This is a genomic window from Cupriavidus sp. HMR-1, from assembly GCF_000319775.1.
Classification (GTDB): Bacteria; Pseudomonadota; Gammaproteobacteria; order Burkholderiales; family Burkholderiaceae; genus Cupriavidus; species Cupriavidus metallidurans.
Map to the genome: position 1 here is coordinate 1 of NZ_ANKP01000174.1, position 11,196 is coordinate 11,196.

Sequence of the window (11,196 nt, forward strand, 5' to 3'; positions counted from 1 at the left end):
CGGCGCCGGCAGCGGCTCCGGCGGCCGCCACGCATGCCGGTGGCGCCGACATCCAGTGCGAAATGCTGGTGCTGGGCGCAGGCCCCGGCGGTTACTCGGCGGCTTTCCGCTCGGCGGACCTCGGCATGAACACCGTTCTGGTCGAGCGCTATGGCACCCTCGGCGGCGTTTGCCTGAACGTGGGCTGCATCCCGTCGAAGGCGCTGCTGCACAACGCGGCGGTGATCGACGAGGCCAAGGCGCTGGCCGCGCACGGCATCCTGTTCGGCGAAGCCAAGATCGACCTGGATGGCCTGCGGCACTACAAGGAAAGCGTGGTCGGCAAGCTGACCGGCGGCCTGTCGGGAATGGCGAAGGCCCGCAAGGTGCAGGTGGTACGCGGCATCGGCACGTTCCTGGATCCGCATCACCTGGAGGTGCAGGAAACGGAAGGCGACAGCAAGGCCACCAATGGCAAGAAGACCGTGATCCGCTTCGAAAAGGCGATCATCGCGGCCGGCAGCCAGGCCGTGAAGCTGCCGTTCGTCCCTGAGGATCCGCGCATTTTCGATTCGACGGGCGCGCTGGAACTACGCGACATCCCGAACAAGATGCTCGTGATTGGCGGCGGCATCATCGGCCTGGAAATGGCCACCGTCTACAGCACGCTCGGCGCGCGACTCGATGTCGTGGAAATGCTCGACGGCCTGATGCAGGGCGCTGACCGCGATCTGGTCAAGGTCTGGGACAAGGTGAACAAGCATCGCTTCGATAACGTGATGCTGAAGACCAAGACGGTCGGCGTGGAAGCGAAGCCGGACGGTATCTACGTGAAGTTCGAGGGCGAGTCCGCGCCGGCCGAGCCGCAGCGTTACGACGCTGTGCTGGTGTCGGTGGGCCGCTCCCCGAACGGCAAGAAGATCGGTGCCGAGAAGGCCGGTGTGGCTGTGACCGACCGTGGCTTCATCGATGTCGACAAGCAGATGCGCACCAACGTGCCGCACATCTACGCGATCGGCGATATCGTCGGCCAGCCGATGCTCGCGCACAAGGCGGTGCATGAGGCACACGTGGCCGCCGAGGCCGCGCATGGCGAGAAGGCCTACTTCGACGCGAAGCAGATCCCGTCCGTGGCGTTCACCGATCCGGAAGTGGCATGGGCCGGCAAGACCGAAGACCAGTGCAAGGCCGAAGGCATCAAGTACAGCAAGGGCGTGTTCCCATGGGCCGCTTCGGGCCGTGCGATTGCCAATGGCCGTGACGAGGGCTTCACCAAGCTGATTTTCGACGAGGAAACCCATCGCATCATCGGTGGCGGTATCGTCGGCACCCACGCGGGCGACCTGATCAGCGAAGTTTGCCTGGCCATCGAGATGGGCGCGGATGCCGTGGATATTGGCAAGACGATTCACCCGCACCCGACCTTGGGCGAGTCGATCGGCATGGCTGCGGAAATCTACGAAGGTGTGTGCACGGACGTGCCGCCGCCGCGCAAGCGCTGATTGCTGGCGCCGTAGTGAGAGAACCCGCCGATTCGGCGGGTTTTTTTATTTGTCTCGATTCTCCTGCAAGCAGCGGGGAGGGCGCGACGAAAAAAAGCCCGGCCCCTGGTAGTCAGGGGCCGGGCTTGAACGATACCTTTTGGAATCGGGTACCGAGGAGACACCGGTACGAGGCGATCGGGATCGCCTCCGTTGGCAAAACGCCCCGCGTGGGCGGGGCGTTTTGCCAACGGACCGGCCAGAGCCGGTGCGTTGGTATTACAGATACAGATGCTTAGGCAGCAGTGGCCGACTTCTTGGTGGCGGTGCGGGCCGTGGCGCTGGCTTGCTGGGCAGCCTTGGTCGCGGCGGTGGCAGCGGCCTGGAAGTTGCTCTCAGCCATTTCAACGGCTTGCTTGGTAGCCTTCTGCACCGACTCGTAGGCGTTGTTGGCCGCCGAGATCGCCGACTTCACGATCGCCACGGTCGACTCCGAACCAGCCGGAGCGTTCTTGGCCAGGTTGTCGACCAGGGCTTGCACGTTCTTCGTGCCTTCAGCCAGCTGGGCTTCGGCAACCTTGGTGAACTCGCTTTGGGTTTCCGAAGCGATTTCGTACAGGTGACGCGTGTAGGCCAGGGTCTTCTCGGCAACCGGCTGCACCAGCGATGCCTGGATGGCCAGCAGTTCCTGGGCGTCCTTGGCGGTCAGCGCCTTCTTGGCGTTGTCGGCGTTCTCGGCCAGGGTGGCCTTGACCACTTGCAGGTTCAGCTCAACGAGCTTCTCCACGCCTTCGAAAGCCTTCGAGGTCAGGCCGAACAGGGTTTCGAGGTTGGCTTTATGTGCGGCTGCAACTTGTTCCGGGGTCAGGATCATTGCGGGTCTCCAGTGGTGAGCTTCAAGGTCAAGCAGAAGTGAAATTAAGCCGCCCAGATGTCAAAGCCATGACTTCAGTGTCCTGGCCAGCCCGAGCGTGTGTCTCGTTTTTCGGCGCTGCCCGAAGGCTTTGATGCGCCGCAACAATTGCAATTCTAAGAGAACAACGATGGGTGTCAAGCGGTTTTTGTGCGTCGCACAAAAAATCACTGGGAACACCCTGCCGAAAGCGCACAGAAGTCGACGTATGCCGCATAAATTAAGGGTTTTTCCTGAGTCGGTTGCTTGGTGCGACGCGGGAGATCCTGGCATTTTCTGGTGGTTTCGGCGATTGGTGTGCCGCAGCGGGAGGGGAGTGCTACCATCGCTGACTGCCCGGTCGGATAATGATGTCATTCAGGCACTTTCCGGGCCGCTCATCCTGCCCCCCGATGCTTGCCTTTTACGCCGATCATTTCGTCCTGCCGTTGCCGCCGGGTCACCGATTCCCGATGCGCAAATACAGCATGCTGCGTGATGCGGTGGTGCGTGAGGTGGGTGGGGTGGAGTTGCGCGAGGCGCCGCGGGCCGACGATGAAACACTCGCACTGGTCCACACCGCTGCCTATATCGAGGAAGTTTCCACCGGCCAACTCGATGTCGCGCGTCAGCGCGAGATCGGCTTTCCCTGGTCGCATGAAATGGTGGAGCGTTCCCGACGCTCGGCCGGCGCGACGATTGCCGCTTGCAGGGTCGCGCTGGAGCAGGGTATCGCGGCGAATCTGGCTGGCGGCACTCACCACGCGTACGCGGACAAGGGGGCAGGGTTTTGCGTATTCAATGACGCGGCGATTGCGGCGCGTCGCCTGCAGCGCGACGGCAGCGTGCGGCGTGTGGCAGTCATCGATCTCGACGTCCACCAGGGCAACGGTACCGCATCGATCCTGCGTGATGATCCGACGATATTCACGCTGTCGCTGCACGGCGAGAAGAACTACCCATTCCGCAAGGAAGCGAGCGATCTCGACGTCGGGTTGCCGGATGGGTGCGATGACGGCGCCTATGCCGTCGCGCTGGCGTCCGCGCTCGATACCCTGTTCGCACGATTCGATCCCGATCTGCTGATCTACCTGGCCGGCGCCGACCCTCATGAGGGTGATCGCCTGGGGCGATTGAAGCTCACGATGGCCGGTCTTGCGCGGCGAGACACGATGGTGTTCGAAGCTGCGCGATCACGTGGGTTGCCGGTCGCCGTCGCTATGGCAGGTGGCTATGGCAACCAGATCGAGGACACGGTCGCCGTGCATACGCAGACCATCACGCTTGCCGCGCGATATCACGCGCAACTTGCCGTCGAACGCGCGAACGTGTCATGAATTGATTGCAATCCATTGGAACCTTGTGGCGGCCAGTGCGCTCATATCGAGCTGTCGTGCATCTGGCCGGTGCCATTTGTCCGAGCCATTCCAGACCCCAATAACAATGAAGCCCGAACCTGATTGCCGCAGTGCCTACGCACACTTCCAGCCGATCACGACGCGTTGGATGGATAACGATGTCTATGGTCACGTCAACAACGTTGTCTACTACAGTTATTTTGATACGGTCGTTAACACGTACCTGATCCGGGCTGGCGTGCTGGACATCGAGGCGGGCGAGACGATCGGTCTGGTGATCGAGACGCAGTGCAACTACTTCTCGTCACTGAGTTTTCCCGACACAGTGGTGGCGGGGCTGCGCGTGGCGAAGCTCGGCAATTCGAGCGTGCGCTACGAGGTAGGGCTGTTTTGCAACGATGATGACGTCGCCGCCGCGCAAGGACATTTCGTGCACGTGTATGTCGATCGCGAAACGCGCCGGCCGGTGCCGCTGCCGCAGCCTTTGCGCCAGGCGCTCGAGGCGCTGGTGATTGGCCAGCAGGCACAGCGACCACATTAACAAGAACAAGGAGACCGCAGAGCATGTCGACCCCTGGTGACGCAGCGATCGTCGATCGCGCCATCACAACGCGCCGTTCGATTCGCGCATTCCTGGATACGCCGGTACCACGCGAGACCGTCGAAGAGATTCTTGCGGTGGCAAGCCGCGCACCCTCCGGTACCAACACCCAGCCGTGGAAAGTGTATGTGCTGGCCGGCGATGCCAAGGCCCGCCTGTGCGCGGATGTGCTGGCCGCGTACGAGGATCCCGAGCGCGATGCCAAGTACCGCGAGGAGTATCCGTACTACCCGCGCGAGTGGACCAATCCGTATCTGGCGCGCCGCCGCAAGGTTGGCTGGGATCTGTACAGCCTGTTGCAGATCAGCCGCGAAGACAAGGCGCGAATGCACGAACAACATGCGCGCAATTTCCGTTTCTTTGATGCACCTGTAGGCATGATCTTCACGATTGATCGCATCATGGAACAAGGAAGCTGGCTGGATTACGGCATGTTCCTGCAAAGCATCATGGTGGCAGCGCGCGCGCGCGACCTGGATACGTGCCCGCAGGCCGCCTTTACGCAGTTCCACAGGATCATTGGGCAGCACTTGCGTCTGCCAGAGGAAGAGATGGTGGTGTGTGGCATGTCGCTTGGATATGCCGACCCCGAGGCTACGGCCAATCAATTGACGACGGAACGTGAACCGGTGAGTGGGTTCGCGCGTTTTCTTTCCTGAGTCGCCTATCGGTGTCCTCAGGAATCGACGAAATCGACCGATATGGACGCCGAGGGCATTTTGATTTTGTAAAGGGTGGCTGGCTGTGCGGGGGTGTCGACATGGTTTGTCGACGTGATGCCTGATACACAGCGGCCGACCTGGTTGTTGTTTTTGGAGTTGCGGAATTATGACGAAGTCGGCGCTTTTCCCGTGATGTGGAAATGTTTGTCAACCGAACTTTAACGAGCGCTTCTAAGTCATTAATCTTGCTAACAATTTCTTAATTTCCTAAACTAGCGCCATTCCGCAGCCGCGCTGATCAGATCATGTTCCGGATCGAATCTCTCATGCCCCGATTCTTCGGCCTACCCCAATTGACCGCGCTCGCCACTTCGGCGGTCGTGTCTGTTGCCCTGCTGGCCGCGCCGGCCTCGTACGCAGCGACGTCGTCGACTGCGACGACGTCGTCGTCAAAAAAGCAGGCAAAATCCACTAAAACCACCAAAAAGGTGGCTTCCGCGAAAGCGGAGGCGTCGCCACGCAAGGTGATCGTCCTGCGCAACGGCAAACGTACCGTCGTCGCAAGCCGCGCGGCGCCGGTGCGTGCGGCGTTTGTGCCGTCCAAGCCGTCGCTGGGCGAGGCGATGGGCCTGCGCGATACCGAGGATGCGCTTGCCCTGCGCTCGTCAGTGGCGCTGGTCATGGACCAGAACACCAATGAGGTGCTGTTCCAGAAAAATCCCACGGCTGTGCTGCCGATCGCATCCATCACCAAGCTGATGACCGCGCTTGTGGTGATGGACGCACGTCTGCCGATGGACGAGATGCTCACGGTGACCGAGGAAGACCGCGATACCGAGAAGCACAGCAGTTCGCGTCTGCGCTTTGGTACCCAGCTGACCCGCCAGGAGATGCTGTTGCTGGCGTTGATGTCGTCGGAGAACCGTGCTGCTTCGGCACTGGGTCGTAACTATCCGGGTGGCCTGCCTGCCTTTGTTGGCGCGATGAACCGCAAGGCGCGCGAGCTTGGCATGAGTGACAGCCACTTCGTCGATTCGAATGGCCTGTCGAGCAGCAATGTGTCGAGCGCGATGGATCTGGCTCGCCTCGTCAATGCCGCCTATCGCAATCCGACGATCCGCGAGTACTCGACGCAACCCGAGCACGAAGTCACCGTGTTTGGCCGTCCGATGCACTATGTCAGCACCAACCGCCTGGTGCGTGGCGGCAACTGGGATATCGGTCTGCAGAAGACCGGTTATATCTCCGAAGCCGGCCAGTGCCTGGTGATGCAGACACGCGTGAATGATCGCAATGTGGTGATGGTGTTCCTCGACTCGGTTGGCAAGCTGTCGCGCTTTGCCGATGCCACGCGCGTGCGTAGCTGGCTTGAGCATCAACCGGCGACGTCGGCACAACCGCGCCCTTTCCCGGCGAATCCCAATCTCACTCAGGGCCCTAAATCGCCCACGGCGATCCTGGTCTCGCAGCAGTCGCACGGTACCTGAGCGACGACATCTGAGCGTTTGGGCCGTACAAGAAAAACGCGCCGCCGGGCGAAAACCCGGCGGCGCGTTTTTTGCTTGCCTCGGCAGTTGTCAGGCGATTAGACGATCAAGCTGTAGGCTCGGGGACATATCCCATGCCACGCGAGATCTGCAGCGCGGTGTCCTTGAGGTTCTGCAGCCAGCTATCCTGAAGTCGATCGGCCGGTGCAGAGAGTGACAGGCCGGCGACAAGGCGTCGCGAGTCGTCATAGATGCCTGCGGCGATACAGCGGACGCCGAGTTCCAGTTCCTCGTTATCGCGTGCGTAGCCATTCGAGCGCACCCAGGTCAGTTCGCGTTCGAGTTTGGAGATGTCCGTGATCGACGTGCGCGTATGACCGGCCAGCCCGGTACGGGTGGCGTAGTTGCGTACACGTGCGCCTTCGTCCGCGGCCAGGAATAGTTTGCCGACCGAGGTCAGGTGCAGTGGGGCGCGGCCGCCGATGGCACGCACCACCTGCATCCCCGAGCGCTCGCTGTAAGCGCGCTCGATGTAGACGATTTCGTCGCCCTGACGTACCGACAGGTTGACGGTCTGGCCGGTGACGCGGTGCAGGGCACGCATTGGCGCCAGTGCAGCGTCACGTACCGAAAGGCGTGCCTTGACCAGATTGCCAAGCTCGAGCAGCCGCATACCCAGTCGATAGCTGCCCGGATCGGAGCGGTCGACAAAGCGGCACGCCACCATGTCGTTCAGGATCCGGTGGGCCGTGGACGGGTGCAGGCCGGTGGCCAGCGAAAGCTCTTTCAGACTGACGGGGTCGGCGTGCTGGGCCAGCGCGTCCAGCAGCGTCATCATGCGCTCGATCACCTGGATCGAGGTCTTGCCGGGTGACTTGTCTGCTTCTGCCATGGAGAAAATTTGTGCCGTGCGGCAAATTAAGCGTTTGCCTGATTCTATCTCACATCGTGAAAATTTCAACTGATGAAACGTGATTACTGAAATCAACCTCCAATCGCTTGCGCGATGACCGAACAGCTCGCATGAACCGCATTGTGCAGCGGGATGAACAAGATTGCGGCGCCGGATGCCCGCAGCGGCGGGGGCAAGGGGCATAATTGCGATGTTTCTGGGTCTGGAAAAAGGGAAGCGATGCGAATCGGACTGTTCGCCACCTGTCTGGTGGACCTCATGCGCCCCGAGATCGGGTTCTCGGTGCTGAAGCTGCTGGAATCGGCTGGCTATGAGGTCATGGTGCCCGAGGCACAGACCTGCTGCGGACAGCCTGCCTACAACTCGGGTGAGCGCGCCGTATCGCGCGACCTGGCGGAGAAATTCCTGCGCGAGTTCGAGATGTTCGACTACGTGGTGGTGCCGTCTGGCTCCTGCGGCGGCATGATTCGCCAGCACTACCAGGACCTGCTGCGGGACGATCCGGAACTGCATGGCCGCTACGAGCGCCTGCGGGAGCGAGTCTTCGAACTGACCGATTTCCTCGTCAACGTGGCAAAGATTGACCGGTTCGATTCCACCTTTGCCGGCAATGTCACCTATCACGATTCCTGTTCCGGCCTGCGTGAGTTGGGCGTCAAGCAGCAGCCACGCGAACTGCTGGGCAAGCTGCCGGGTGTGACGCTGACCGAAATGAAGGACTGCGAGGCGTGCTGCGGATTCGGCGGCACGTTCTCGGTCAAGTACGGCAATATTTCCACGGCGATCGTCGACGAGAAGTGCGCCAATATCCAGTCCAGCGGGGCCGATGCCGTGGTGCTCGGTGACCTCGGCTGTATCCTCAACATCGAAGGCCGGCTGCGACGCACGGGCGATACGCGCACACGCGTGCTGCATATCGCCCAGGTGCTGGCTGGCGACGCCTGAAGACCCGCAACGAGTCCCCACGATGCAAGTCCACAGCATGGAATTCAAGGCGCGCGCAGGGCAGAAGCTTGCCGACCAGCGCCTGCAGCAGAACCTCAAGAAGCTCTCGACCAAGTTCGTCACCGCGCGCGCCGATGCGATCCGCGACATCGATTTCGATGCCACGCGCGCCGCGTTGAAGGAGCGGCGCAACCGGGCGCTCGAGAATCTCGACGTCTGGCTGGCCAAGTTCGAGGAGAGCGCGACAAAGCGTGGCGCCACGGTGTTGTTTGCCGAATCGACCGCCGATGCCGCGAGGCTAGTGGGCGAAATCGCGCAGAAGCATGGTGTGAAGAAGGTCATCAAGAGCAAGTCGATGGTGACCGAGGAGATGCGCCTGAACCAGGTGCTTGGCGAGATGGGCGTGCAGAGCATCGAGACCGACCTCGGCGAGTACATCCTGCAGATCAACGATGCCGAGCCGCCGTCGCACATCATTGCGCCGGTGATCCACAAGGACAAGGACGAGATTGCCGACCTGTTCGCCAAAGTCCATAACAAGCCTCGTCTGACCGATATCCCCGAGATGACGCGCGAAGCGCGCGAGGTGCTGCGGCCAGAGTTCCTGTCCGCCGACATGGGCGTCACGGGCGGGAATTTCATCATCGCCGAGACCGGCTCGGTGGCCGTGGTCACCAACGAAGGCAATGAGGGCATGTGTACGATCATGCCGCGCGTGCACGTGGCCGTAACCGGTATCGAGAAAGTCCTGCCGACGCTGGAGGATCTGGCCACCGTGATGCGGCTGCTGCCGCGTTCGGCAACGGGGCAGGCGATCTCGAACTATTTTTCGCTGCTGACTGGGCCGCGTGCCGAGGGCGAGCGGGACGGTCCGGAGCATATGTACTTCGTGCTCGTCGATGGTGGGCGCAGCGGCTTGATCGGCGGAGAGTTCCAGGAGATGCTGCGCTGCATTCGCTGCGGCGCCTGCATGAACCATTGCCCCGTGTACCAGAAGATCGGCGGGCACGCCTATGGCTGGGTCTATCCAGGCCCGATGGGCAGCGTGCTGACGCCGAGCTACGTCGGGCTGGCGAATGCCGTAGACCTGCCGCAGGCAGCCACGCTGTGCGGCGAATGCAACCGCGTCTGTCCGGCATCGATCCCGCTGTCCGATCTGCTGCGCAAGCTGCGCGAGAAACAGATGGAACGACGCCTGCGCCCGTGGCAGGAGCGGGCGGCGTTGCAGGCCTGGGGTTTTATTGCACGACGCCCGGATCTGTACGCGTTTGTCACGCGCATGGGCGCGCGACTGCTCGCACGCATGGGCGGCCGTGGAAAGCTGATCGCAAGCCTGCCGATGGCGGGTAAGGGATGGACGGACACGCGTGACATGCCGGCCCCGAGCGGCCGGACGTTCCGCGAACTTTACAAGGAAAGGAGGGCGCGTTCATGAGCGCCAATCAGGAGACGCTGGCCGCAATGCGGACTGCGCTGGATGCACACGTCGCCGGCAGCCTGCCGGTGGGGGATCTGATCGAACAGTGGCGTGCCTCGGCATCGTCGCTGACGTTGCCGCCGGTATTCGGTCAGGCGATGGAAGAGTTGCTGCGCAGGATGGAGATGTCGGCCGTGTTCGCGCAGGATAGCTGCTCGTTCTCGAGCACTGCGGTGACCGACCAGCTCAAGAAGTGGCTGGATAAGGCGGGAACGATATAAGGTACTGCCACAGGTAAGCTCCCCTCCCGCAATGCGGGTGAGGGGAGCTTGCCTATTTACCCCAGCAGCAGCGCGTCGTCATCGAGCTGCTCATGCCGTGTCTGCTCGAACATCTTGAGCAGATCGGGCACGTCCAGCCCCTTGCGCTGGTCGCCGGACACATCCAGAACGACCTGGCCCTGGTGCAGCATCACCGTGCGCTGGCCATAGTCGAGTGCCTGGCGCATCGAGTGCGTGACCATCATCGTCGTGAGCTTGCTTTCCTCGACGATCCGGGCCGTCAGTTCGAGCACGAATGCCGCCGTCTTCGGGTCCAGCGCCGCGGTGTGTTCGTCGAGCAGCAGGATGCGCGACGGCTGCAGCGAAGCCATCAGCAGGCTTACTGCCTGGCGTTGGCCGCCGGACAGCAGGCCAATCCGGTCCGTCAGCCGGTTCTCGAGGCCCAGGTTCAGCAGGCGCAGCTTGTCGCGAAACAGCTCGCGCGACGACTTGTTCAGCGCCGGGCGGAAGCCGCGACGCGAACCACGTGCCATCGCCAATGCCATGTTTTCCTCGATCGTCAGCGCCTCGCAGGTGCCGGCCATCGGATCCTGGAACACGCGGGCCACCAGATGGGCACGATCCCATGCTGGTTTGCGCGTGACGTCGACGTCATCGATCATGATGCGGCCGGTGTCGACCATCAGGTCGCCGCTGACCGCGTTGAGGAAGGTCGATTTGCCGGCGCCATTCGAGCCGATCACGGCAACGAACTGGCCAGCCGGAATCTCCAGGCTCAGGCCGCGCAGGGCGCGGTTCTCGATCGGAGTACCCGGGTTGAAGGTGAGCTTCAGGTTTTCGGCGCGCAGCATGTCAGGCACCTCCGTTCTTGCGGGCGAACAGCTTCTTGCGCGTGGCCGGCAGCACCAGCGCCAGCGTCACGAGGGCAGCCGTCACCAGGTTCAGATCCTGTGCCTTGAGGCCGATGAACTCGCTGTTCAGCGCCAGCGCAATGAAGAAGCGATAGAGGATTGCGCCAACCACCACAGCCAGCGTGACGTACACCAGACGTCGTGCCGGAATGATCGTTTCGCCGATGATCACGGCGGCCAGGCCAATCACGATCGTGCCGATACCCATCGAAATGTCGGAGCCGCCTTGCGTCTGCGCGAACAACGCGCCCGCCAGTGCGACGAGCGCA

At 62.0% G+C, this 11,196-nt stretch carries 11 protein-coding genes and 1 pseudogene; 8 read left to right on the top strand and 4 right to left on the bottom strand.

Features of this window, described 5'->3' with window-relative positions; genetic code table 11:
• A partial coding sequence (lpdA, locus tag D769_RS19515; RefSeq protein ID WP_008648589.1) for a dihydrolipoyl dehydrogenase occupies positions 1-1,481 on the top strand: 1,481 nt, incomplete at its 5' end.
• 274 nt (positions 1,482-1,755) lie between these two features.
• On the opposite strand, the gene phaP1 is transcribed toward lpdA, so the two are convergent.
• Positions 1,756-2,334, bottom strand: a complete 579-nt coding sequence (phaP1, locus tag D769_RS19520; RefSeq protein ID WP_008648591.1) for a TIGR01841 family phasin PhaP1 — start codon at positions 2,332-2,334, stop codon at positions 1,756-1,758.
• 431 nt (positions 2,335-2,765) lie between these two features.
• Between phaP1 and D769_RS19525 the strand changes: the two genes are divergently transcribed.
• The 4 genes from D769_RS19525 (at position 2,766) to pbpG (ending at position 6,460) form a co-directional block, all read left to right on the top strand.
• A complete protein-coding gene (locus tag D769_RS19525) occupies positions 2,766-3,689 on the top strand; it encodes a histone deacetylase (RefSeq protein ID WP_008648593.1) in 924 nt (307 codons plus the stop codon).
• Between the two features lie 106 nt (positions 3,690-3,795).
• Complete coding sequence (locus tag D769_RS19530; protein WP_008648594.1) at positions 3,796-4,251, top strand: thioesterase family protein; 456 nt, start codon at positions 3,796-3,798, stop codon at positions 4,249-4,251.
• 23 nt (positions 4,252-4,274) lie between these two features.
• Positions 4,275-4,970 carry a nitroreductase gene (locus tag D769_RS19535; protein ID WP_008648595.1) on the top strand — a complete coding sequence of 232 codons (696 nt, stop codon included), beginning with the start codon at positions 4,275-4,277 and terminating at the stop codon, positions 4,968-4,970.
• A 329-nt stretch (positions 4,971-5,299) separates the two neighbouring features.
• Complete coding sequence (gene pbpG, locus D769_RS19540) at positions 5,300-6,460, top strand: D-alanyl-D-alanine endopeptidase (RefSeq protein ID WP_052018127.1); 1,161 nt, start codon at positions 5,300-5,302, stop codon at positions 6,458-6,460.
• 106 nt (positions 6,461-6,566) lie between these two features.
• Here the strand turns inward: pbpG and D769_RS19545 are convergent, their stop codons facing one another.
• The gene (locus D769_RS19545; protein WP_008648598.1) at positions 6,567-7,352 is read right to left on the bottom strand and encodes an IclR family transcriptional regulator; all 786 of its coding nucleotides are present in this window, start codon (positions 7,350-7,352) and stop codon (positions 6,567-6,569) included.
• 240 nt (positions 7,353-7,592) lie between these two features.
• On the opposite strand from D769_RS19545, the gene D769_RS19550 reads away from it, so the two are divergent.
• The 3 genes from D769_RS19550 to D769_RS19560 are packed head-to-tail and all read left to right on the top strand — an operon-like array spanning position 7,593 to position 10,016.
• Entirely contained in the window at positions 7,593-8,318 is a 726-nt protein-coding gene (locus tag D769_RS19550) for a (Fe-S)-binding protein (RefSeq protein ID WP_008648600.1), read from the top strand.
• A 22-nt stretch (positions 8,319-8,340) separates the two neighbouring features.
• Positions 8,341-9,753: a LutB/LldF family L-lactate oxidation iron-sulfur protein gene (locus D769_RS19555; protein ID WP_008648601.1), complete on the top strand. Its 1,413-nt coding sequence runs from the start codon at positions 8,341-8,343 to the stop codon at positions 9,751-9,753.
• Positions 9,750-10,016 (top strand): hypothetical protein, encoded by a 267-nt coding sequence (locus D769_RS19560; RefSeq protein WP_008648602.1) that lies wholly within the window; start codon positions 9,750-9,752, stop codon positions 10,014-10,016. Before D769_RS19555 ends, D769_RS19560 begins: the two co-directional genes overlap by 4 nt.
• A 56-nt stretch (positions 10,017-10,072) precedes the next feature.
• Here the strand turns inward: D769_RS19560 and D769_RS19565 are convergent, their stop codons facing one another.
• Both D769_RS19565 and D769_RS19570 read right to left on the bottom strand, forming a co-directional pair.
• A complete protein-coding gene (locus D769_RS19565; RefSeq protein WP_008648603.1) occupies positions 10,073-10,867 on the bottom strand; it encodes an ABC transporter ATP-binding protein in 795 nt (264 codons plus the stop codon).
• Position 10,868: 1 nt separating this feature from the next.
• Positions 10,869-11,196 (bottom strand): annotated as a pseudogene (locus tag D769_RS19570) (ABC transporter permease); the annotation flags it as partial.

What these genes read in the sequence shown, in the direction of transcription:
- D769_RS19555 (WP_008648601.1), top strand. Translation starts at nt 8,341, where the DNA reads ATGCAAGTCCACAGCATGGAATTCAAGGCGCGCGCAGGGCAGAAGCTT.
- D769_RS19535 (WP_008648595.1), top strand. Translation starts at nt 4,275, where the DNA reads ATGTCGACCCCTGGTGACGCAGCGATCGTCGATCGCGCCATCACAACG.
- D769_RS19545 (WP_008648598.1), bottom strand. Translation starts at nt 7,352, where the DNA reads ATGGCAGAAGCAGACAAGTCACCCGGCAAGACCTCGATCCAGGTGATC.
- D769_RS19525 (WP_008648593.1), top strand. Translation starts at nt 2,766, where the DNA reads ATGCTTGCCTTTTACGCCGATCATTTCGTCCTGCCGTTGCCGCCGGGT.
- D769_RS19565 (WP_008648603.1), bottom strand. Translation starts at nt 10,867, where the DNA reads ATGCTGCGCGCCGAAAACCTGAAGCTCACCTTCAACCCGGGTACTCCG.
- D769_RS19530 (WP_008648594.1), top strand. Translation starts at nt 3,796, where the DNA reads ATGAAGCCCGAACCTGATTGCCGCAGTGCCTACGCACACTTCCAGCCG.
- D769_RS19560 (WP_008648602.1), top strand. Translation starts at nt 9,750, where the DNA reads ATGAGCGCCAATCAGGAGACGCTGGCCGCAATGCGGACTGCGCTGGAT.
- phaP1 (WP_008648591.1), bottom strand. Translation starts at nt 2,334, where the DNA reads ATGATCCTGACCCCGGAACAAGTTGCAGCCGCACATAAAGCCAACCTC.
- pbpG (WP_052018127.1), top strand. Translation starts at nt 5,300, where the DNA reads ATGCCCCGATTCTTCGGCCTACCCCAATTGACCGCGCTCGCCACTTCG.
- D769_RS19550 (WP_008648600.1), top strand. Translation starts at nt 7,593, where the DNA reads ATGCGAATCGGACTGTTCGCCACCTGTCTGGTGGACCTCATGCGCCCC.